The sequence below is a fragment of the Kitasatospora sp. NPDC003701 genome (assembly GCF_053587085.1).
This window is the reverse complement of the sequence record NZ_JBSFNM010000037.1, coordinates 1-22,471: the sequence shown is the minus strand read 5'-3', so window position 1 is coordinate 22,471 and position 22,471 is coordinate 1. Positions and strand designations below refer to the sequence as shown.

17 protein-coding genes are annotated in these 22,471 nt (G+C 76.0%); 14 read left to right on the top strand and 3 right to left on the bottom strand.

What is annotated here, in order from left to right; genetic code table 11:
* Positions 1–2: 2 nt before the first annotated feature.
* Positions 3–2,942, top strand: coding sequence for a hypothetical protein (locus ACWDRR_RS28685; protein WP_449775147.1), 2,940 nt, complete (start codon positions 3–5; stop codon positions 2,940–2,942).
* 54 nt (positions 2,943–2,996) lie between these two features.
* Here ACWDRR_RS28685 and ACWDRR_RS28680 read toward each other — a convergent pair whose 3' ends face one another.
* Entirely contained in the window at positions 2,997–4,202 is a 1,206-nt protein-coding gene (locus ACWDRR_RS28680) for a carbohydrate-binding protein (RefSeq protein ID WP_449775192.1), read from the bottom strand.
* Positions 4,203–4,758: 556 nt separating this feature from the next.
* Here ACWDRR_RS28680 and ACWDRR_RS28675 point away from each other — a divergent pair.
* The 7 genes from ACWDRR_RS28675 to ACWDRR_RS28645 all read left to right on the top strand — a co-directional run bounded on the left by ACWDRR_RS28675 (position 4,759) and on the right by ACWDRR_RS28645 (position 10,825).
* On the top strand, positions 4,759–4,959 hold the full coding sequence (locus tag ACWDRR_RS28675) for a hypothetical protein (protein ID WP_380572169.1): 201 nt from the start codon (positions 4,759–4,761) through the stop codon (positions 4,957–4,959).
* A 105-nt stretch (positions 4,960–5,064) separates the two neighbouring features.
* Complete coding sequence (locus ACWDRR_RS28670) at positions 5,065–5,589, top strand: MauE/DoxX family redox-associated membrane protein (RefSeq protein WP_449775146.1); 525 nt, start codon at positions 5,065–5,067, stop codon at positions 5,587–5,589.
* 77 nt (positions 5,590–5,666) lie between these two features.
* The gene (locus ACWDRR_RS28665) at positions 5,667–6,260 is read left to right on the top strand and encodes a TlpA family protein disulfide reductase (RefSeq protein WP_449775145.1); all 594 of its coding nucleotides are present in this window, start codon (positions 5,667–5,669) and stop codon (positions 6,258–6,260) included.
* A complete protein-coding gene (locus tag ACWDRR_RS28660; RefSeq protein WP_449775144.1) occupies positions 6,257–8,266 on the top strand; it encodes an ABC transporter ATP-binding protein in 2,010 nt (669 codons plus the stop codon). The genes ACWDRR_RS28665 and ACWDRR_RS28660 overlap by 4 nt, the downstream gene beginning before the upstream one ends.
* A gap of 18 nt (positions 8,267–8,284) precedes the next feature.
* Positions 8,285–8,737 carry a S26 family signal peptidase gene (locus tag ACWDRR_RS28655; RefSeq protein WP_449775143.1) on the top strand — a complete coding sequence of 151 codons (453 nt, stop codon included), beginning with the start codon at positions 8,285–8,287 and terminating at the stop codon, positions 8,735–8,737.
* 127 nt (positions 8,738–8,864) lie between these two features.
* On the top strand, positions 8,865–10,181 hold the full coding sequence (locus ACWDRR_RS28650) for a sensor histidine kinase (protein WP_449775142.1): 1,317 nt from the start codon (positions 8,865–8,867) through the stop codon (positions 10,179–10,181).
* Entirely contained in the window at positions 10,169–10,825 is a 657-nt protein-coding gene (locus tag ACWDRR_RS28645; protein ID WP_449775141.1) for a response regulator, read from the top strand. The genes ACWDRR_RS28650 and ACWDRR_RS28645 overlap by 13 nt, the downstream gene beginning before the upstream one ends.
* Here ACWDRR_RS28645 and ACWDRR_RS28640 read toward each other — a convergent pair.
* Entirely contained in the window at positions 10,807–12,018 is a 1,212-nt protein-coding gene (locus tag ACWDRR_RS28640) for a glycosyltransferase family 4 protein (protein ID WP_449775140.1), read from the bottom strand. The two genes, ACWDRR_RS28645 and ACWDRR_RS28640, sit on opposite strands and share 19 nt — an antisense overlap.
* Entirely contained in the window at positions 12,003–13,256 is a 1,254-nt protein-coding gene (locus tag ACWDRR_RS28635) for a hypothetical protein (protein ID WP_449775191.1), read from the bottom strand. Before ACWDRR_RS28635 ends, ACWDRR_RS28640 begins: the two co-directional genes overlap by 16 nt.
* 241 nt (positions 13,257–13,497) lie before the next feature.
* Between ACWDRR_RS28635 and ACWDRR_RS28630 the strand changes: the two genes are divergently transcribed.
* The 6 genes from ACWDRR_RS28630 (at position 13,498) to ACWDRR_RS28605 (ending at position 22,240) form a co-directional block, all read left to right on the top strand.
* Positions 13,498–14,655: a GNAT family N-acetyltransferase gene (locus ACWDRR_RS28630; protein ID WP_449775139.1), complete on the top strand. Its 1,158-nt coding sequence runs from the start codon at positions 13,498–13,500 to the stop codon at positions 14,653–14,655.
* Positions 14,656–14,802: 147 nt separating this feature from the next.
* On the top strand, positions 14,803–15,597 hold the full coding sequence (locus ACWDRR_RS28625; protein ID WP_449775138.1) for an ABC transporter ATP-binding protein: 795 nt from the start codon (positions 14,803–14,805) through the stop codon (positions 15,595–15,597).
* Positions 15,594–18,152 (top strand): FtsX-like permease family protein, encoded by a 2,559-nt coding sequence (locus ACWDRR_RS28620; protein WP_449775137.1) that lies wholly within the window; start codon positions 15,594–15,596, stop codon positions 18,150–18,152. The genes ACWDRR_RS28625 and ACWDRR_RS28620 overlap by 4 nt, the downstream gene beginning before the upstream one ends.
* 378 nt (positions 18,153–18,530) lie before the next feature.
* A complete protein-coding gene (locus ACWDRR_RS28615; protein ID WP_449775136.1) occupies positions 18,531–19,013 on the top strand; it encodes a hypothetical protein in 483 nt (160 codons plus the stop codon).
* The gene (locus ACWDRR_RS28610; RefSeq protein WP_449775135.1) at positions 19,010–20,653 is read left to right on the top strand and encodes a multicopper oxidase family protein; all 1,644 of its coding nucleotides are present in this window, start codon (positions 19,010–19,012) and stop codon (positions 20,651–20,653) included. The genes ACWDRR_RS28615 and ACWDRR_RS28610 overlap by 4 nt, the downstream gene beginning before the upstream one ends.
* 225 nt (positions 20,654–20,878) lie before the next feature.
* Entirely contained in the window at positions 20,879–22,240 is a 1,362-nt protein-coding gene (locus tag ACWDRR_RS28605) for a DUF2252 domain-containing protein (RefSeq protein ID WP_449775134.1), read from the top strand.
* Positions 22,241–22,471 lie beyond the last annotated feature (231 nt).

Genomic DNA, 22,471 nt, shown 5'->3' with positions numbered 1-22,471 from the left:
CCGTGGACGTGCTGGACAGTGTCGACGCGGTGATGGCCGCGCTGCGCGAGAACGACGCCCGCCCGTACGGCCGGCAGCGGACCGTGACCGCCGAGGAACTCGTCGACGCCGCCGAGCAGTTCGACGACACCGGGGTCCGTGCGATGGCCCTGCTGGAGCTGATGGAGGCCTACGAGTACGACGGTGAGCGGAGCAAGGCCCCGGTGGTCTTCGCCCGGGTGCTGAGGCTCTGGGACACCGACCGGGACGGCTTCGGCGAGTGGGCCGCCCAGCAGGTGTTCTGGCGGTTCAAGTGGGTGGCCACCGCACTGCTCGGCACGCCCGACGTCCCGCTGGACGCCGTGCGCCGCTGGCACACCGAGATGCACGACCGCTACCGCGCCGCCGGCCACGGCCTGCAGCCGTACTACGCGCAGCGGTACCACCTGGCCGCGCACACCGGGGTCGACACCGAGAACGCCTTCGAGCTGTGGGCGGCCCGCCCGCGCAGCGAGCTGAGCGACTGCCGGGCCTGCGAGATACGCGCCCAGGCGGGCCACCACGTGCGGGCCGGGGACGACCGGCGCGCGCTGGAGGCCTGGCGGCCGGTCTTCGCGGGCGAGAGCACCTGCGCCGAGGAGCCCTACCTCAGCCACGCCCACGCCCTGCTGCCGCTGTTGCGCGAGGGCAGGCCGGACGAGGCGCGCTCCAGCCACCTGGTCGGCTACCGCTTCGCCCGCGGCAAGTCCGGGATGGCCCGGGCCGTCGGCCTGCACGTGGAGTTCTGCGCGCTCTCCGGGAACGAGCCGCGCGGCCTGGAGATCCTCGCCGAGAACCGCGACCTGTTCGCCGTCACCGGCGACCCGGTCGGCCGGCTCGACTTCCTCACCGGCGTCGAGGTGCTGATCGCCGCGCTGGCCCGGGGCGGCCACGGCGGGCTCGCCGTCAGCGGCCCGCCCGGCACGACCTGGACGGTGGACTCCCTCCTCGCCCACCTGCGCACCGAGGCGGACGCACTGGCCGCCCGCTTCGACGCCCGCAACGGCACCGACGCGGTGAGCGCACGCCGCCGGGTCCGGCTGGAGCGCCGGCCGCTGCTCGCCGAGCCGCTCGCGCTCGGGGTGCGGGCCGCGGCCGCCCCGGAGCTGGCGGCCGGGTCGGCCACCCCGCCGGTGCCGCTGCGCGCGGCCGAGCCGGAGCCGGCGGACTTCGCCGCGCTGGTCGTCCGGGCCCGCGAGCTGGACCTGCTGGGCCACCCGGACGCGGACGGCCTCTGGCAGCGCGTCGCCGAGCGCTTCACCGCCGCGGACTACGTCCACGCCGAGGGCACCGGGGCCGGCAGCGCCGGGCGGCTGCGGGCCGAACTCGCCGAGCAGCGGGCCCATCTGGCGCTCGACCGGGACGACTGGTCGGGCGGCCGGGTCGCGCTGCTGGAGGCGGGCGAGCTGTTCGAGCGGGAGGGGCTGGCCGGGCAGGCCCTGGTGGTGCGCACCCGCGCGCTGGTGGTCGAGCTCGGTGACGTCGAGGGTGCGACGTCGGACTGGCCGGCGCTGGACGCGGCGCTGGCCGGGGCCGAGGCGCTGCTCGCCGCCGGGCCGGCCGGTGGCGGGGCGGCTCTCACGACGGACGACTACCTGATCGTCCTGCAGTGCCGCGCCTTCGCGGCCCACCACGACCTCGTCCGGGCGCTGCCCGAGCCCCCGGCCGGCACGGCCGAGCGCTTCGAGAGCGCCGTCACCGCCTACCGGCGGGAGAGCACCGAGCGGGGATCGCTCCGCCGCTCGGCCACCGCCCGCCAGTACGCCGCCGACATCGCGGCCCGGCAGGGGCGCACCGCCGAGGCGGTGGCCGAACTGCGCGGCTCCCTGGAGCAGTTGGACGCCGCCGAGCTGCCCTGGCACACACCGCGGGTGCTCGGGCTGCTCGGCCAGGTGCTGCTGCAGGGCGGCGAGCAGGCCGAGGCCGTCCAGGTCCTCCACCGGGCGCTGGCCGAGGCCACCCGCTGGGCGGACGACTCGTACCCGTTCGGGGCGACGTACCTGATGCTCGGTCACGCCTGCGCCCACCTCGGGGACAACGGCGCGGCCGTCCGGGCGCTCTCCCAGGCCGCCGCGCGGTTCGACCGGAAGGGCCCGGCGGGCGCCGAGGAGGCCGCCCAGGTCCGGCTCCAGCTCGCCGACCTGCTGCGGGACGCCGGCCGGGCGGCCGACGCGGTCGCCGTCCTGGAGTCGGTGCTGCTCGACCCGGCCGCACCCGATCTGGACGTGCGGCTGCTCGCGCAGGCCCGGCTGGACCTCGCGCGCGGACTGTTCGCGCTGGAGGAGTTCCGCGACTCGGCGGAGGAGTACCTGCGGCTGGCCGACGAGGTGGCCGGCTGGGAGGAGCAGCACACCCACACCGTGGTCGCCGGCGAGGCCGTCCTCGCGCTGGCCGAGGCCGGCCGCTGGGAGGCCGCCCACGCGGCCCGCGAGCGCGCTCTCGCCTCCCACGCCGGGGCACCCCGGCCGGACCAGATCGCGGGCATGCTCCGGGAGTTCGCCCGGCTCACCATGCACGCGCAGGGCCCGGACGGGCTGGACGCGGCGCTGGAGCGGCTGGCCGAGGCGGACGCCGTCCGCGAGGCCGCCGAGCGGGACGGCGAGCCGCACGCCCCGTGGTACCTGCGCGGCGCCGCCCACTACGAGCGGGCCCGGGTGTACGCGGTGGCCGGGCGGTACGAGTCGGCGCTGGCCGAGGCCGAGCTGGCGATCACCGCCTACGAGGCGGGCGGCGAGCCGGCCGAGACGCCGCGCGCCGAGGCCGTCCGGCTGGCCGGGCTGATCGAGGGCACCGACCTCGGGCGGACGGCGGCGGCCCGCGCCCGGCTCGCCGCCGCCGCCGAGCGCTGCCGGGGCTTCGGACTGCACGAGGCGGCCGCCGTCCTGGACGGTCTGCGGGAGCGGATCGGGCGGCAGGAGCAGTGACGGTGGGCCCGCCGCCGCACGCGCGGCGGCGGGCCCACCGCGGGGCGGTCGCGGTCAGCAGGGGCCGTCGTCGGACCAGACGCCCCACTGCCCGCTCGCGGACGGGTTCTCGTTCAGCGTCCACCACTTGGCGTGGTACTTGTGGCCGCCGTAGGACACCTTGTTGCCGTTGGTGTAGGTGGTGGTGGCGCTCCACGCCGGGTCGGTGCAGGCCCCCGGGGGCTGGCTGGTCGGGGGCTGGCTGGTCGGCGGCTGGCTGCTCGGGGGAGTGGTGGGCGGCGTGGTGGGCGGGGTCGCGCCCGCGAACCGGACCGTGAACTTGGTGAAGTCCCAGTCGTTCTGGGCCACGCTGGAGCACGACCCGGACAGCCCCGGGTCGACCGGGCCCGGGCACTGGCGGTCGCGGTTGACCGACCAGTAGGTGTACCGCGCCAGCTTGTGGGCGAGGGCGAAGTCCAGCACGGTCTGGAAGTCCGCCTGCCGGAAGTACTCGGCGGCGTCCGTGCGCCCGTTCATCAGCGAGACGCCCTCGTGCGCGTAGGCCTGGGCCTCCGTCCAGCCGAACGTGGTCCGCAGGATCCCGTTGAACTTGACCAGGGCGTCGGTCTGCGCGGCCGCGCCGTTGAACCCGCCGTCGAACGGCATGATCGAGTAGTTGTCCGGGGTGAAGCCCTGCGCCTTGGCCTCGTTGAGCATCTGCTGCCCGAACCACCCGGTGCCCGCCCCGGTCCCGGCGGTGGTGATCGAGACGTAGAGCCCGGGGTTGTTCTGCTGGAGGATCCGGGCCGCCCCGATCTCGTTGTGGATGGCCGCGGTGTTCTCGTACTCCGGCTCCTCCAGGTCGAAGTCGATCGCCTTCAGCTGGTACTTGGTGATCACCTTCTGGTAGCCGGCCGCGGTGGCCTCCGGCGTTCCGCAGCCCTGGCCGAGCTTGTTGCCGCCGTAGCCGCCGACCGAGACCGAGACGTCCCCGCCCTTGGCCCGGATGGTCTGGATCACCGCGGGCATGGTGGTGTCGGTGTCGATCGACGAGGTGCCGCCCCAGGCCGGGGAACAGCCGCCCTTGTCCAGGATGAACGCCAGCTGGAAGGCCTTCTGACCGGTCGCGTCCATCACCGCCGCGGCGTCCGGCGGGCTGTTGTCCTCGGGCATCAGGTACGGCGCCGAGGCGTACCAGTTGCTGCCCAGGCCCGCGGCCGGGGCCGTGACGTCGGCGGCGGCGGCGCCGCCGCCGGCCAGCGCGGCCGCCGCGCCGGCCACCAGCCCGAGGGCCCCGGCCACCGCCACCGCGGCCCGGCGGGCTCGGGGCTTGCGGTGCTGCGGTCCGGTCGGCCGGGCGAACTGCTGTGGGGGAAGAGCACGTTCCATCGGAAACCTCTCCAGGAAACGGCAGGGGAAGGCCCGCCCGCGTCGATGTGGGGGTGACGCGCGGGGCTCGACGGCCGTACCGCGGGAGGAGCGTGCGGACGGCCTCCACTGGTATAGACCTGTCCGGAAACCGCCGTCAACCAATGGGACGGTCAAGCCTCGGCGGGGCTCCCGCGGCGGCGCCGGGGCCGGCCGGGCCGGCCGCCGGGCCGTTCGCCCGGGGTGACCCGAAATGCCGGATCATTCATTTCCCCCCTCCCGATTCCCTTTTGCCCCTTTCGATTCCCAGTCCTTTCGGAAGCGGACTCTCCTGTTCCGAATTCGGTTCCGAGGATGATCGAAGTTGGTCTAGACAAGCTGTTCATGTTTCGGTTACGTTTCCCGACGCGAGATCTCGTCAGTAAGTGCACAGCCGCTCGTATCCATCTACCGCAGCGTGGAGGAACAAATGGTTCAGGCGATTCTCAACCTGGTGGACCGCACCTTCTCCCGGGGCCTCAAGGAAGAGGCCGCGGACGCGTACTGCCAGTGCCCCGCGGGCACCAGCTCGTGGTGCTCGAACGAGATCCTGTACGTCCGCACGTGCTGCTCCTGGAACTGCGCCGTCGCCCCGTCCTGTGAGACGTACGGCATCATCGGCGGTTGCTGATCCCCGTCCCGGCGAACCATTCGCCCTGACGAAATCGGTCGACTGACACACGAGTCCGCCGGTGCCCCCGCCCACCCGGGCGGGGGCACCGGTGACGGGGGAGCCATGACTGCATACCTGCTGCTCTGCGGCCGCTGCGTCCTCGCGGCCGTGTTCGCCGTCTCCGCCCTGGCCAAGTTCCGGGCGCCGCGCGAGTTCGCCTCCGCGCTGCGCGCGATGGCCGTCGTGCCCGGGCGCCTGACCGGTGCGACGGCGGCCGCCGTCCCGGTGGCGGAGGTCGCCGCCGGCCTCCTGGTGTGGGCGCCGAAGCCCTTCGCCACCTGGGGTTTCGTGCTCTCCGGCGTCATGTTCGCGGTCTTCGCGGCCGTCCTGGTCTCGGTCCTGCGGCGCGGGCTCGACGTCTCCTGCTCGTGCTTCGGCGCGTCCGGAGTGCCGGTGAGCCGGGCCCATGTGGGCCGCAACCTGGTCCTGCTCGGCATCGCCGGAGCGGGCCTGTCGGCGAGCACCGCCGCCGATCCCGGCGGCCTCGGAGTCACCGGGGCGGTGGTCGCCCTGCTGGTGGCGGTCTTCGCCAGCATCCTGATCATCGCCACCGACACGCTGGTCGAACTCTTCTCGGCCGCCCGCTGACCGCTGTTCTCCCGGCCCTTTTCGCCACCCCTGCATCCGTTCGTACGACCGCGCGCTGGAACGAGGAACAGATAACCATGACCACGGTCTCCGTCATTCTGGTCGGCTGTCTTTCGGTATTCAATCTGCTGCTGACCCTGGCATTGGCCAGGAAAATCACCCAGTTGTCCCACGGCGGCGCACACGGGAATTCCCACGGCGCCTCCCACGGCGGTGCCGCCGGGAGTGTCCTGACGGGTGTCTCGATTCCGGACAACAGGCTGCCGGACGGTGCCCCGATGCCCGATTTCCGGACGGTCTCGCATTCCGACGGTCCGATATCCGGGAATGACCTGACCGGTGACCGGGCGGTCGTCGGATTCTTCTCCACCACCTGCGGATCGTGTCTCGAACAGGCCCCGGACTTCGTCAAGGCCGTCACGGGCTACCCCGGTGGGCGGGAGCGGGTGGTGGCCGTCGTCAAGGGCACCGGCCCGGTGGGCGACAACCTCGTCGCGATCCTCGAACCGGTGGCGCGCGTGGTGGTCGAGCCCGCCGGCGTCGGCGAGGGCTCGGTGGCCGAGGCGTTCGGCGTGGTCCGCTGGCCGAGCTATGTGGACATCGACGCGGCGGGGCGGATCACCAACCGCCTCCTTCCGGCCGAACTCGTCGTCGCACCCGCCTCGCTGTGACCGGACCCAAGGCCGCGCCACCGGCGCAGGCGCCGCCCGCAGTTCCCCTCGGGCCGCCTCCCGGGCCGCCCCTCGGACCTCCTGGCGGACCTCCGGCCGGCCACCGGCCCGCCGTCCCGGCGGAGGGGCGGCGGGCGCTCCGCTCGGGCGCCGCCGCCTGCGCCCTCGCCTGGCGCGCGAGCCCCTCCGCCCTGCTGCTCTCGCTGCTCAGCAGCCTGGTCGGCGGCCTGCTGCCGGCCGGTACGGCGCTGCTGGTCAGCGACCTGTTCGACGCCCTCACCGCCCCCGCCGGCGGGGGCGCCCCGGCCGGTGTGCCGGTCCGCACCTGCGTGCTGCTGATCGTGGCGAGCCTCGGCCTGGCGCTCGCCCCCGCGTTCGGCGAGTTCACCCGGGCCCGCAGCAGCCGGGCCGTCCGACTGCGGGTGCAGGAGGAGCTGTTCGACGCCGTCAACCGGCTGCCCGGTCTGCGGCGCTTCGAGGACCCGCACTTCCAGGACGAGCTGCGGCTGGCCCAGCAGGCCGGTGGCATCGCCCCCGACCTGCTGGTCGGCTCGGCGTTCAGCAGCCTGCAGGCGCTGCTGACGGTGGCCGGCTTCCTCGGCACCCTGTTCGTCGTGAATCCGGCCCTCGGCGCGCTCACCCTGGTGCTGACGCTGCCGCTGATCCGCGTCCAGCTCGCCGCCGGGCGCCGCCGGGCGGCCGTGCTGCGCGAGACCATGCCGCGCAACCGCCGGCAGATGTTCTACGGCAGCCTGATCGCCGACGTGGACGCGGTGAAGGAGATCCGGCTCTTCGGCCTGCAGGACTTCTTCAAGCAGCGGGCGCGGACCGAACTCGTCGCGGTCGCCGAGGCGGAGAACCGGACCGACCGGCAGAACCTCGCCCACCGGCTGCCGGCCCTGCTGCTCGGGGTCGCGGTGTACGGGCTCGGCCTGGTCTGGGCCGTCCGGGCCGCCGGTGCCGGCGAGTTGTCGATCGGGCAGGTCTCGGTCTGCGTGGCGGCCGTCGCCGGCATCCAGGCCGGCGTCGGACAGCTCGCGAGCACCGGCGCGGCCGCGTACCAGGCGGCCATCACCTTCGCCCACTACCGCGCCCTGGGCACCGCCGAACCGGACCTCGCCCTGCCCGCGGTGCCGTCGGCGCCCGGCCCGCTCGGCGGGACGATCGAGTTCCGGGACGTCTGGTTCCGCTACCACGAGGACGCGCCGTGGACGCTGCGCGGCGTCGACCTGACCGTCCCGGCCGGCTCGGTGACCGCGCTGATCGGCCTCAACGGCGCGGGCAAGAGCACCCTGGTCAAACTGCTCTGCCGGCTCTACGACCCCGGGCGCGGCCGGATCCTCTGGGACGGCGTCGACATCCGGGAGTTCACGCCGGAGGCCTACCGGGAGCGGATCGGCGCGGTCTTCCAGGACTACTGCCGCTACGACCTGACCGCGGGCGAGAACATCGGCCTGGGCCGGCTCGACCACCTCCAGGACGCCGACCGGATCGCCGGGGCCGCCCGGGCGGCCGGGGTGCACAAGCGGATCGACCGCCTGGAGGGCGGCTACGACGCGCTGCTCAGCCGGATCTTCCTGCCGGAGGGCGCGGGCACCGGCTGGGGTCACTCGCTCTCCGGCGGTGAGTGGCAACGGCTCGCCGTGGCAAGGGCGTTCATGCGGCGGGACGCCGACCTGATGATCCTCGACGAGCCCAGTGCCGGGCTGGACGCGGCCGCGGAGAAGGAGGTCCACGACAGCCTGCGCGAACTGCGCCGGGGGGCGACCAGCATCATCGTGTCGCACCGGCTCGCCGCCGTCCGCGACGCCGACCGGATCGTCGTCCTCGCCGACGGGCGGGTGGCCGAGGAGGGCACCCACGCGACGCTGATGGCCCTCGGCGGGCGCTACGCCGAACTGTTCACCCTGCAGGCCGAGGGCTACCAGCCGGGCCACCCGGACGCGGCGCCCGATCCGACGGCCGGCCCGGCCCGGGTACCCGTGCCCGGGCCGTCGGCCCACTAGCGGAGGAGAGTCCCCGTCATGCAGCTGCTCCTCGCCGTCGGCGGCACGCTCGCCGCCCTGTCGGTGGCCGCCGCCGTGCTGGCCCGCGCCGCGCTGTCGGTCGTGGTGGTCGCCGGGCCGAGCATGGCCCCGGCCCTGCGGCCGGGGCAGCGGGTCCTGGTCCTGCGCCGGGGCTGGGCGCGGCTGCGGCCGGGCCGGATCGTCGTGGTCTCCCCGGCGGCCCTGGACCTCCCCGCCGACCCGGCCGGCCGGCGCCCGCAGCGGCTCCTGGTGAAGCGCCTCGCCGCCCTCCCGGGCGACCCGGTGCCCGATCCCGCGCGCGCCGCCGTCGGCGCCCCCGTCGTCCCCGGCGGCCGGGTGGTCCTGCTCGGCGACAACCCCGCCTACAGCACCGACTCCCGCCTGTGGGGCGCCGTCCCGGCCACGAGCGTGGTGGGCGTGGTCCTGGACGGCGTCACCCTACGGAGCTGACCCCGCCGGACCGGGCCGGACGGCTCGTCAGCCCGTGGGCCGGGGGGTGCCCTGAGGGCGGCACAGGTGTGGACGGGCAGGTCAGGGAGGTCGGGGCGGGTCGGGGCCGGTCGGTTAGGGTGGCCGGGTGGACGGGGAGCGGGGGGCGGACGAGGGGCGGCAGACCGTTGCGGTCGGGGCGGCCCTGCGGGCGCACCCGCTGCGGTTTCCGCTCACCCCGGCCCCCTGGCGCTGCTGGGGCCATCTGCTCGGCGGCGCGGTCCTCGGGCCGCTGCTGCTGGTCGTGCTCGCCGCCCTGCTGCTGGTCGGCCTCGGTCTGTCCGTCGTCGGGGTCGGTCTGCCGGTCCTGCTGGGGGTCGCCCTCGCCGGCCTCCCGGTCGGTGCGCTGGAGCGCCGCCGGCTGCGACTGGTCGAGCCGGTGCCCGTGCCCGACCCGCACCGCGCGCTGCCCGGGGTCGGCCGCCGGGCGCGGCTGCGGACCAGGCTGCGGGAGCGCGCGACCTGGCGCGAGCTCGGCTACACCGCCCTGTTCGCCCTGGTGCTGAGCGCCGTCGATCTCGCCTTCACGGCGCTGCTGGCGTTCTGCGGGACGCTGGTCGTCAGCCCGGTGGTGGTCTGGGCGCTGGCCCCCGAGACCGTGATGCTGATCCCCGGCCGGGCGGTCTCCGGCCCCGTCGCGGCGCTGCCCGCGAGCGCCGTCGGGCTGGCCGGCCTGCTGGTCTGCGCGTACGCGGGCGCGCTGCTGACCACCGTCCGGGTCCGGCTCGTCCGCGGCCTGCTCGGTCCCCGGCCGGAGGGCCTCGGCCGTCAGGTCCTCGAACTCACCCGCTCCCGGGCCCGCCTGGTCGACGCCTTCGAGGCCGAGCGCCGGCGGATCGAACGCGATCTGCACGACGGCGCCCAGCAGCAGCTGGTCGCGCTCAGCATGACGCTCGGGCTGGCCGCCTACGAGCTGCGCGGGCGCGAGGGCGACGACCCGGCGCTCGCGCTGGTCGACCGGGCGCGCGGCGAGGCCCGCCAGGCGCTCGAACAGCTGCGGGACCTCGTCCGGGGCATCCACCCCCAGGTGCTCACCGACCACGGGCTGGCCGCCGCCGTGGCCGAGGTCGCGCTGCGCCACCCGATCCCGGTCGAGGTGGACATCGAGCTGCCGCAGCGGCTGCCCGGACCGGTCGAGACGACGGCCTACTTCACCGTCACCGAGGCGCTCACCAATGCCGCCAAGCACAGCGGCGCGACCGCGATCACCGTCCGCGGCCGGATCGCGGACGGCCGCCTGGTGCTCCAGGTGACGGACGACGGGCGCGGCGGGGCCGATCCGGCCGCCGGGGCCGGGCTGCAGGGGCTCGCGGACCGGATCGCGATTCTGAGAGGAAGGCTGATGGTGACCAGTCCGATCGGCGGGCCGACCAGGCTCCGGGTGGAGGTGCCGTGCTCCGGGTAGTGATCGCCGAGGACGCCGTGCTGCTCCGGGCCGGGCTGGTCGAACTGCTCACCCGCGGCGGCCACCGGGTGGTCGCGGCCGTCGGCGACGGCGACGCGCTGGCCGCCGCCGTGGACGCGGACCGGCCCGACATCGTGGTCACCGACGTCCGGATGCCGCCGGGCTTCCACGACGAGGGCCTGCGCGCCGCCCTGGACCTGCGCGAACGCCACCCGGGTCTGCCGGTGCTGGTGCTCTCCCAGTACGTGGCCACCCCGTACGCCACCCGGCTGCTCGGCGCGGCGGGCGCGCAGCCGGCCGGGCTCGGCTACCTGCTGAAGGACCGGGTCGGCGAGGTGGCGGACTTCCTGGACGCGCTCGGCCGGGTGGCGGCCGGTCAGACCGTGATCGATCCGGAGGTGGTCCGGGTGCTGCTCCGCCAGCAGGCGGCGGACCGGCCGCTGGCCCGGCTGACCCCGCGCGAGCGGGAGGTGCTGGGGCTGATGGCGGAGGGGCTGAACAACCAGGCCGTCGCCGGGCGGCTGAGCATCACCGAGGCCTCGGTGGTCAAGCACTGCGGCAACATCTTCATGAAGCTGGACCTCGACCCGGCCGAGGGCAACCGCCGGGTGCTCGCGGTGCTGGCTCACCTGCGGGGGGAGTAGACCGCCGGGGCCGTGGTGCCCCCGGCGCCGGCCCCCGCCGGGTCGAGCAGCTCCGCGAGGCGGCGGGCGGAGGCCTCCCAGGACCACTCCTCCCGGACCCAGCGCCGCCCCGCCGCCCCCATCCGGGCGCGGTCGGCCGCCGGGGCACCGAGGATGCGGCCGACCGCCGCCGCGACGGCGGCCGGGCTCCGGCCGTCGACGACCGCGCCGGTGACCCCGTCGAGGACGGCGTCGGGCGCGCCGCCGGAGCGGCCCGCGACCACCGGCAGCCCGGCGGCCGCGGCCTCCAGGAAGACGATGCCGAGGCCCTCCGCCTCCAGACCGGCCCGCCGGGTGCGGCAGGGCATGGCGAAGACGTCCGCCGCCGCGTAGTACGCGGGGGTGGCCGCGTGTTCGCGGCCGCCGGCGAAGACCACCGAGCCGGGCTCGGTGTGGCGCCGGGCGAGCGCGCGCAGCCGCCGCTCGTCCGGGCCCCGGCCGACCAGCACCAGGACGGCCCCGGGGGCGGTCCGGCGGATCAGGGGGAGGGCCCGGATCAGGGCGTCCTGGCCCTTGCGGGGGACGAGCCGGGCCACGCACAGGATCACCGGGCCGGTCGCCCCGGTCGCCCCGGTCGCCTCGTTCACCCCGGCCGCCTCGTCCGGGGCCGCCTCGTCCGCGCCGGCCGGGCGGAACAGCTCCGTGTCCACGCCCGGGACGAGCCGCTCCAGCCGGGCCCGGGGCCCGAGCGCCGGGGCGATCCGGGCCCGGGTGTACTCGCCGAGGTAGGTGACCACGTCGACGCCGTCGCCGATCCGCCGCAGCAGCCGGCGGGCCCCGGGCGTCCGGGCCCACCAGATCTCGTGGCCGTGCGTGGTGGCGACCGTCCGGGCGATCCCGGGCGCCTGCCGCCGCAGTCCGGGCGCCATCGCGGCGAGCGGGGCGGCGGCGCCGAACCAGACCCGGTCGCAGCCGTGCGCGCGGGCGATCTCGGCGGCCCGCCGGGTGACCCGGCCGGTGGGCAGCAGCAGCCGGGACCGGTCGCGGATCACCGGGAAGGGGAGGGTCGCGTCGTGAGCGGCCGCGCCGGGCTCGTCCGAGGTGAGGACGACGACCTCGGCGGCGGGCAGGCGGGTGGCCATGGCGTGGACGAAGGTTTCGATGCCGCCCTGCCGGGGCGGGAAGTCGTTGGTGACGATCAGTGTGCTGGCCATGGGGTCGGTGCAACCTCGGTTCGGGGATCGGTGCGTACGGTGGTGCGTGCGGGGGTGGGCGGGGTGGTGCGGGTACCGGCGCGCGGATCGGTGCGCGGATCGGTGCGCGCGGCGCCGCCGTGGCCGGGGCGGGTCTGCAACCGGGCCCAGAGGACGAGCACGAGCGGCAGCGCGAGGTAGCCGAACCGCCCGGCCGGTGCGAGCAGGAAGGCCAGGCAGAGCCCGAGCGCGAGCCGGTCGGCGGCGCCGACGGCGTCCCGGGGCGGGCGCAGCACCAGCGAGGCGGCGACGGCCAGCCCGCCGAGCAGCAGCAGCGCCACCGCCGCGTACCAGCCGGCCGGGCCGAGGTCCGCGAGCAGCCGGCCGGGCAGCGGGCTGCCGGCCGGGGTGGGCAGCGTGCCGCGCCCGGTGGGGAAGGCGAACACCTGGTGGAACATCGGTCCGGGCGAGCGCAGCGCCGCCGGCAGGACGAGGACGGCCGTGCCCGCCACCGCGACCGCCGTGGCGCGCAGCGCCGCCCGCCGGCCCGCCGTGACGGCCAGCAGCGCCGCGACGACCGCGACCGCCGGCCAGGCCGTCCACTTGAGCGCGCAGGCCGCGGCGAGCGCCAGCCCGGCGCCGCCGGGGCGGGCCCGGGCGGCCAGGGCGAGGGCCAGGCAGCAGAGCCCGGTCATCGGCAGGTCGACCCCGCTCACACAGAGCGGCAGCGCGACCAGCGGCGAGGCGGTGAGCGCCGCGAGCCCCGTCCGGTGCGGGCGGCGGGCGGCGAGCAGGCAGCCCAGGAACACGGCGGCGCACCAGAGCCGGGCATCGCCGAGCAGCCGGGCCGGCCACTCCTGCGCCCCCAGCACCGCGCGCGGCAGCCCGAACAGCGCCATGCCCGGCAGGTACGGCGTGTACTCGGGCACGGTGCGCGGCTCCGCCAGGTAGGGCGTGCCGTGCCGGAGCAGCAACTCGCCGGACCGCTCGATCACGGCGACCTCGCTCTGCCCCTGACCGGTCAGCACCAGCCAGAGCAGCGGCGCCACGAGGGCCCCGGCGAGCGCCACCGCCACGGACCAGGAGCGCGCCCGCCGCCACGGCAGTGCGAGCACGGCAACGGCCGCCGCCAGATACCCGGTTGCGGCGATCACGCCCCAACTGCGGTGCGGCCCGAGCCCGGAGACGAGCGGGAACGCCGCCGCCCACCCGGCGGCGACCGTCCAGCCGGCGCACCACGCCGCCCGGCGGTCGAACAGCCTTGACCTGTAAGGGAGTTGGCTGTGGAGCGACCTGGGGTCTTCCTGGTCGCGGCGGTCGGGACGGCCTCGGTGATTCAGCACCCCTTCATTCCAGCGGCGGGGTTCAACGGGGTCATGACGGCCAGGTCGAGACCTGGGGTCGGGTTTTCCCTACCATCGCCGTCCGGGCCGCTCGTGCTGACGTTCGGTGTCTGCGAAGTCACGTTCGGTGGTGAACGCTCGCTATCGTTGTCCTGTGGTGAGGTCGTGGGATGCCGCGGTGGAGCGGGCACAGGAGCGGCTGGCGGCGGCGCCCCGGCTGCGGGTGGCGGACGGCTGGGCCGGCCGGCGGTTCGAGCTCTGGGACCTGGCGTCCCGGGCCGAGGGAGAGCTCGGCGAACGGGTGGACCCGGACGCGCTGACACCGGGGGGCGAGCGCCGGCTGCGCGAGCGGCTCGGCGGGAGCGGCCGGGAGTGGCCGGACGACGGGCTCTACCGCCGCCGCTACTGGGTGCTCGGCCCGGACGGCCGGGACGGTCCGCCGGCCGGGACGGTGGCGGTCGACAACTGGACCAGGGGACGGGGCCAGCTGTTCGTCTCCTCGCTCTACCTGCGCCCCTCCGCGCGCGGCCGCGGCCTCGCCGCCGCCGTGCTCGACGAGGTGTACCGGGCGGCGGCCGCCGAGGGGCTGCCCGGCTACCGCCTGGAGGCGCACTGGACCTGGCAGCACGCCGTCCGCTACTACCTGCGGCGCGGGCTCTGGGTGGTCTCCTGGAAGCACGCCCTCGGCCTGACCCGGATGCCGCAACTGCCCCCGTACCGGGTGCGCGAGGACGACGGGCGGCTGCTCCTGCTGGTCGCCGACGGCCGGCACGGCTGGGTGCCACTGCTCGCCGCCGGGCGCGAGGGCCGCTGGCTGCGCCTGGACGAGACGGCCGCCTACCGGCAGAGCGACGGGTGGGTGCACGACCTCGCCCGCCCGACGCTCGCCCTGCACCTCGCGCTCGCCGGACGGCCGCTGGTGCGCGGTCCGCAACGGTGGGCGGAGGCCTGGCGCTGGGCCGACATCGGTGAGCCGGAGGGCCTCGCGTACAAGATCGAGCACTTCGAGCAGCTCGCCCGTGAGGCCGGCCGCGGCGTCGTCACCCCCTACCGGCCGGTCGGCGTCGGGCCGGAGCCGGCGGCTCCCGGGCCGGCCTCCCAGGTGCCCGCCCCGGCCTCCCAGGTGCCCGCCCCGGCCCCGCAGGTGCCGGCTCCGCTCCGGTCCCGCCCGGCCCCCGCCACCCCGCCCGGCCCCGTGCCCACCGTGCCGGGCGGCCCGCCGACGCCGGGGGTGCCCGTGGCCGGCGGCGCCGGTGCGCCCGCCGACCCCGGGCGGCTCGCCGCGTCCGAGCGGATCGAGGGCGACGGGATCTGAGCGGACCGAGCCGGGGGCCGGGCCCAGGAACGGGGTGGGGATAACCCCCCGCTCCGTCCGCCAGCGGCCTCCATGGTCCGGCCCGCACGCCGTTCCTAGGCTGGAACACGTCGACGACCAGCGACGATCCCCTAAGGAAGGCCCACCATGGCACGCCGCCAGCACGTCCGGACCGAGCCGTACGGGCAGCCCGCCGCCCATGCAGCGATCGAGCTGCGGGCGGTGCGGCGCAGCTACGGCCGTGGCGGCGAGACCGTGCACGCCCTGCGGGGCATCGACCTGTCGCTCGACCGGGGCAGCTTCACCGCGGTCATGGGCCCGTCCGGCTCCGGCAAGAGCACCTTCCTGCAGTGCGCGGCCGGCCTGGACCGCCCGGACAGCGGCGAGGTCCGCCTCGGCGGCGAGGAGATCACCCGGCTGAGCGAGAACCGGCTCACCAAGCTGCGCCGCAGCCGGATCGGCTTCATCTTCCAGTCCTTCAACCTGCTGCCCTCGCTGACGGTGCAGCAGAACGTGCTGCTCCCGCAGCGCCTCGCCGGCGAGCGCCAGGACCGCGCCCGGGCACGGGAGTTGCTGGCCCAGGTCGGCCTCGGTGAGCACGGCGGCCGGCGGCCCGGGCAGCTCTCCGGCGGTCAGCAGCAGCGCGTGGCGATCGCCCGCGCGCTGATCACCGACCCGGACGTGGTCTTCGCCGACGAGCCGACCGGCGCACTGGACACCCGCACCGCCCACGAGGTGCTCGGCCTGCTGCGCCGCGCCGTGGACACCATGGGCGCGACCGTCGTCATGGTCACCCACGACCCGGTGGCGGCCTCGTTCGCGGACCGCGCCGTCTTCCTGGCCGACGGCGCGCTCGCCGGCGAGCTGTACCACCCGGACCCGAAGGCCGTCGCCGACCGCATGGTCACGCTGGCGGCGCGCCCGGTCGGAGCGGCGGCATGAGCAACGGACTCGCACGCGCCTCGGTGCGCTTCAGGCCCGCCTCCTTCGTCGGCACCTTCCTCGCCCTGCTGCTCGGCGCGGCCGTGGTGACGGCCTGCGGCACGCTGCTGCAGACCGGGATCACCGCGAGCGTGCCGCCGGCCCGGTACGCCGGCGCCCCGGTGGTGGTCGCGGCCGACGCCACCGTCAAGATCACCGTCAAGACCGGCGAGGAGGTCGACACCCAGTCGCTGCCCGTCCCCGAGCGGGCCCGGGTCGACGCGGCGCTGGCCGGGCGGATCGCCGCCCAGCCCGGTGTCGCGGCCGCCCGTCCGGACACCGCCTTCCCGATCCCGGCCGGCTCCGCCGCCGGACTGCCCGGTCTGACCGGCCGGGGCATCGCCGCGCTCGGCATCGCCGGACCGGGCGAGAAGCTGGTCGAGGGCCGGGCGCCCGGCACCGGCGAGGTCGTCCTGGACGTCGACACCGCGCACGCCGCCCACCTCGCGCCCGGCGCCACCGTCGCGCTGACCGCCCCCGGCGGCGCCGGCACCTACCGGATCTCCGGCCTCGCCGCCTCCCCGGCGGCGGGCCCGCAGCAGCCGGCCGCCACCGCCTGGTTCGCCGACCCCGTCGCCGACCGGATCTCCGGCCACCCGGGCCGGGTCGACGCGATCGCCGTGGCCCCCCGCGACGGCGTCGACACCAAGACCCTCGCCGCACAGGTCCGCCAGGCCGTCGGCGGCGAGGCCGAGGTGCTCACCGGCAGCGCCCGCGGCGGCGTCGAGCAGCCCGCGCTCGCCGAGAGCCGGACCATGCTCACCGCCCTCGGCGGCTCCTTCGGCGGCATCGCCACCATGACCGCGGTCTTCGTGGTGATGAGCACCGTCGCCCTGGCCACCGGCCAGCGCGCCCGGGAGTTCGCCCTGCTGCGCGCCATCGGTGCCACCCCGCGCCAGATCCGCCGCACCATCGCCACCGAGGCGATGCTGGTGGCGCCCGTCGCCGGCGCGCTCGGCATCCTCCCCGGACTGGCCCTGGCCCGCTGGTGGTTCGGCGAGCTGGCGGACCGCGGCGCCGTCCCCGAGGCCCTGTCGCTGGACGTCGGGCCGATCCCGATGCTCGCCGCCGTCGGCACCTGCACGCTGGCCGCGCTGACCGCCGGCTTCTTCGCCTCCCGCCGCCCGTCCCGGCTGCGGCCCAGCCAGGCCCTCGGCGCGGCCGCGGTCGAGGCCGGCCGCCCCGGCGTGGTGCGGACCGTCGTCGGGCTGCTCTTCGCCGCCGGCGGTGTCGCGCTGGCCGCCGTCGCCGCCGGACTCGACGGCTCGAACGCCGCCAACACCGCGCTCGGCGTGGTGATGTGCTTCCTGATGGCCGTCGCCCTGCTCGGCCCCTGGGTGGCCGGCCTCGCCGCCGGGCTGCTCGGCGTCCCGCTGCGGGCCGGCGCCGGCGCCCCCGGCTCGCTGGCCGCCGACAACACCCGGGCCAACGCCCGCCGGCTGGCCTCCGCGATCACGCCGATCGTCATGGTCACCGCCTTCTGCGGCACCCTGCTCTTCATGCAGAGCACCATCACCCACGTCACCGGCGAGCAGGTGCGCACCGGCATCACCGCCGACCACGTGGTCGGCCCGACCGGCCCCGGCCTGCCCGCCGGCAGCGTCGAGCGCGCCGCCAAGGTGCCGGGCGTGGACGCCGCCGTCGGCGTGCTGCGCACCAGCACCGTCTACCGCGACGGCAGCGTGCTCGGCACCGCCAACACGCTGGGCATCAGCGGCGACCCGGCGAAGCTGCCCCGGGTGCTCGACCTCGGTGTGAAGAGCGGCTCGCTGGCCGAACTCGGCCGCTCCGCCGACACCGTCGCCCTGGACGCCGGCCTCGCCGAGGCCCTCGGCGTCAAGGTCGGCGACCGCGCCCCGCTCTGGCTCGGCGACGGCACCCCGGTCAAGCCGACCGTGGTCGCCACCTACGAGCGCGGCCTCGGCCTCGGCCGGGCGCTGCTGCCCCGGGCGGCCGTCGCGGAGCACGTCTCCGCCGGCTACGACAGCCAGGTGCTGGTCGCCGACGCCCCCGGCGCCGACCGGACCGCCGTCGCCGCCGGGCTGACCGGCCTCGCCGGCCCCGGCGCGACCACCGTCACCGACCGGGCCGGCTTCGTCGCCCAGGCCGACAAGGCCCAGGAGATCGGCGCCTGGGCGAACACCGTGATGGCCGGCGTGCTGGGCGGCTTCGCCGCCGTCACCGCCGCCAACACCCTGGCGATGACGGTGCTGGACCGCCGTCGCGAGGTGGCGCTGCTGCGCCTGGCCGGGACGACCCGCCGACAGGTGCGCGGCATGCTGCGCTGGGAGGCGCTGCTGGTCGCCGCGACCGGGCTGGCGGTCGGCGCGGTGATCGCCTGGATCACCCTGATGCCGATCACCCGCGGCATCGCCGGCTCCGCACCGCACGTCCCGGCCGGCCTCGCTCTGCCGCTGGCCGCCGGAGCCGTGCTGCTCTGCCTCGGCTCGACCGGCCTGCCGGCCCGCCTGCTGCTCCGGGCCCACCCGGTGGCGGCCGGCGGCGGGCGGCAGTAGCGGGGGAGCCGCCGCCGGGCCCGGGGTTCCGGGTACGAGGGCGGGACGGGTAGACGGTCGGGGCGTCCCCGGCCGGGGACGAGCGGGACGGGCAGGACGGTCGGGACGAGCCAGACGGTCGGGGCGTCCCCGGGAGGACGGGCGGTGCGCGAGGGTGGCGCACCGCCCGTTCGGGTGACCGCCCCGGCCCCGGCCGGGGCAACGGAGTGGTGATCGACCTCAACCCGGTTCGGTGCCGCTGATCGTGATGTCCGATCAGTTACGCTCTCGGCCGCGCCGTCCGGGGCCGAGCCGCCTCCGGAGGCGTTTCCCGTTCCCCCGCCCACCGGCCCCCTGCACCCGTTCCCGCCTCACGGCCGAGCAGAGAGAAGCCCACCCATGAGCAGTCCTCCCGTGGCCCCCGCGCCCCGCCGGCCGCTGATCCTGCTGCGGGCGAGCGCCACCGCGCTGGCCGCCCTGGCCCTGCTGCAGACCCTGCTGGCCGGCAGCTACCTCAACGGCCACTACGAGTCGCTCGCGCTGCACGAGAGCACCGCGACGGCCATGGCCACCGCGGCGTTCTGCCAGCTGGTGGCCGGGGCGCTGGTCCGCCTGGCCGGCCGGGACCGCCGCGGACCGCTCGGGCCGCTCGGGCTGGCCGCCCTGCTGGCGGCGGGGGTGACCCTGCAGATCGCCGCCGGCTACCACCGCGCGGTCGGTCTGCACGTGGTGCTCGGCGTGCTGCTGGTCAGCGGCGTCCTGTTCGGCCTGGTCGGGGCCTGGCGGCTGCCGCTGCCCCCTCGTGCGGGCACCGCCGCGGCCGCCCCCGACGGCGCCGGCCGGCTTCCCCGGCCGGGCGGGCCCGTGGAGGTCGCCCAGTGAACCGCCGCCGGTTCCTGGGGATCGGCGCCGCCGTGGTCGGCACCGGCGCGCTGGGGGCCTTCGCCCTCCCCTCGGCCGCGCGGCTGCTGACCGAGGGCCGTCCGGGCCTGCTGCTGCTCAGTGCGATGGAGCCGCCCCCGCCGTTCCAGGTGCCGCTCCCGCTGCCGCCCGTGCTGCGGCCGGTCCGCAGCGACGGCACCACCGACCACTACGAGATCACCCAGCAGGTCGCGCGGCTGGAGATCCTGCCCGGCCTGCGGACCGAGGCCTGGACGTACGGCGGCAGCTACCCGGGCCCGACCCTGGCCGTGCGCGCCGGCCGGCAGACCGTGGTGCGCCACCGCAACGAGCTGCCGGTGCCCTCGGTGGTCCACCTGCACGGCGGCCACACCCCCGCCGACAGCGACGGCTACCCGATCGACCTGCTCCTGCCGGTCGGCGCCGGCGGCGCCCGGGGCGCCCAGGCGATGCCCGGCACGGACGCGATGGCGGGGATGCCCGGCATGGACGCGATGGCGGGGATGGCGGGGATGGCGGGTATGGCGGGCATGGCCCACGGTGGCGGTCCCGCCGGCCGCACGACCGACGGCGAGCGCACGTACACCTATCCCGGCCGGCAGCGCGCCGCCACCCTCTGGTACCACGACCACCGGATGGGCTTCACCGGCCCCGCCGTCTGGCGCGGCCTGGCCGGCTTCCACCTGGTCCACGACGACGAGGAGGACGCGCTGCCGCTGCCGCGCGGCGAGCGCGACCTCCCGCTGATGCTCGCCGACCGCTCCTTCGCCGAGGACGGCTCCTTCCAGTACCCCGCCGTCGACGCCACGCTGGCCGTCCCGGGCGTCACCGACGACTACATGAACGGCGTCCTCGGCGACGTCATCCTGGTCAACGGCGCCCCCTGGCCCCGGCTCACGGTGGACCGCGCCCGTTACCGGCTGCGCCTGCTGAACGCCTCCAACGCCCGCCTCTACCGCCTCGAACTCGATCCGCAGCCCTCCGGCGGCGACGCGCTGGTGCAGATCGGCAGCGACGGCGGCCTGCTGGAGGCCCCGATCGCGCACGACGCGGTCGAGATCGCCCCGGCCGAGCGCTTCGACCTGGTGGTCGACTTCTCCCGCTACCCGCCGGGGACCTCCGTCCGCCTGATGAATCGGTTCGGCAGCGACCGGACCGCCGAGGTGATGCTGTTCGACGTGTCGTCCCGTACCGTCACCGACGACTCGGCCGTCCCCGAGCGGCTCTGCACCCTCGAACGGCTCGACCCGGCCGCCGCCGTGACCACCCGGACCTTCGGTTTCCGCCGCAGCCGCAACGACGGCTGGACGATCAACAACCAGCCCTACGAACCCGGCCGTTCACTGGCCCGCACCGCCCTCGGCAGCACCGAGATCTGGCGCTTCTTCACCGACGTCCACCACCCCGTCCACCTCCACCTGGACCCCTTCCAGGTGCTCTCGCGCAACGGCGCCGAGCCCGGCCGCTACGACGCCGGCTGGAAGGACACCGTCGACCTGCGGCCGGCGGAGTCGGTGGAGCTCCTGGTCCGCTTCACGGACTACCCGGGGACGTACATGCTGCACTGCCACAACCTGGAGCACGAGGACATGGCGATGATGGCGGACTTCGTCGTGGAGTAGGGCGCGCGGGCGTGGTCCCGCCCCTCCGCCCGGTCCGCTCCCTCCGCCTGGGTCCGTTCCCGAGGTCCCGGTCCGTTCCCGAGGTCCCGGTCCGTCATCCGAACGGCCGAGCGCCGGCGGGCGTGCTCCACGCCCGCCGGCGCTTCGACATGCCGGGCCCCCGCAGTTGACCTAGCGTCGCGATGAGGGCGCCCCAGCCCCGTCGTCCGACCGAGGAGCGAGCGCATGACCAGTCCCGCCGAACGCCGCCGGCGCGGCCGGGCCGCCCGTGAGCGGGTCTCGCGCTCCGCCCACGGCCGCTGGATCCCCGCCGCCGACCGGCCCGACCCGATCGCGGTGCTGGAACGCCAGGGGGCGGACCGGGTCGCCGAGCTGCTGCCGATCCGCTACGGCCGGATGGCCGACTCCGCCTTCGCCTTCCTGCGCGGCGCGGCCGCCGTGATGACCGCCGACCTCGCGGCCGTCCCCGACACCGGCATCACCGTCCAACTCTGCGGCGACGCACACCTGGTGAACTTCGGCATGTACGCCTCGCCGGAGCGGGCGCTGCTCTTCGGCCTCAACGACTTCGACGAGACCTACCCCGGCCCGTTCGAGTGGGACGTCAAACGGCTCGCCGCCAGCGTCGCCGTCGCGGCCCGCGACAACGGAAACGACGAGGAGCACGTCCGCCGGGCCGCGCTCGCCGCGGTGCTGGGCTACGCCACCGCGATGCGGCGGCTGGCGGTGATGAGCGAACTCGACGTCTGGTACGCCCGGATCGACACCGAGGACCTCCTCCCGCTGATCGGCAAGGCCAAGCGCCGCAAGCGGGTCGAGGCCGGCATGGCACACGCCCGGCGCCGCACCAGCATGCAGGCGTTCGGCAAGCTCACCGAGGAGCGGGACGGCGGGCGGCACATCATCAGTGATCCGCCGCTGATCCAGCCGTTGTCGAAGAACGAGTACAGCAGCGTCGGACAGATCTTCAGCGACTACCGGGCCACCCTCAGCGAGGACCGCCGCGTCCTCCTCGACCGCTTCCAGTTCGTCGACGCGGCGCGCAAGGTGGTCGGCGTCGGCAGCGTCGGCACCCGCTGCTACATCCTCCTGCTGGAGGGGCGAGACGCCCGCGACCCGCTCTTCCTGCAGATCAAGGAGGCCACCCGGTCCGTGCTGGAGGACCACCTGCCCGCCGGCAACCGTGCCGACGCCGAGGTGAACGCCGCCCACGGCGGCCGCCGGGTCGTCGTCGGCCAGCACCTGATGCAGGCCGCCAGCGACATCTTCCTCGGCTGGACCACCGGCCCGGCCGGCCGCCACTTCTACGGCCGCCAACTGCGCGACATGAAGGGTTCGGCCGAGGTCGCCGACATGACCACCTCCGGCCTGCGCGCCTACGCGGACCTCTGCGGCCGCGCCCTGGCCCGCGCCCACGCCCGCTCCGGCGACCGGCTCGCCATCGCGGGCTACCTGGGCACGGCCGACACCTTCGCCGAGGCGATCGCCGACTTCGCCGTTCGCTACGCCGACCAGACGGAGACCGACTACGCCGCCCTGCTGGCCGCCATCGACGACCGGGTGATCACGGCGAAGCGGGGCATCTGACCCGGGACGCGGCCTCGCCGGCGGGCCCTGTCGCCCCGGAGCGGTCAGGCCGGCTCGGGGTCAGACCGGCTCAGGGCCAGGCCAGGTCGGGGATGCTCCTATAGACGTCAAGCTGCGGGGGCAAGGTCGGCTTTGTTGGTTTGTGGTGCTGGTGGCCTGGTCAGTGCGTTGTAGATCTCGCGTGCGACGAAGCGCTTGAGGCAGCGTGTGATGTCCTTCTTGGACATGCCT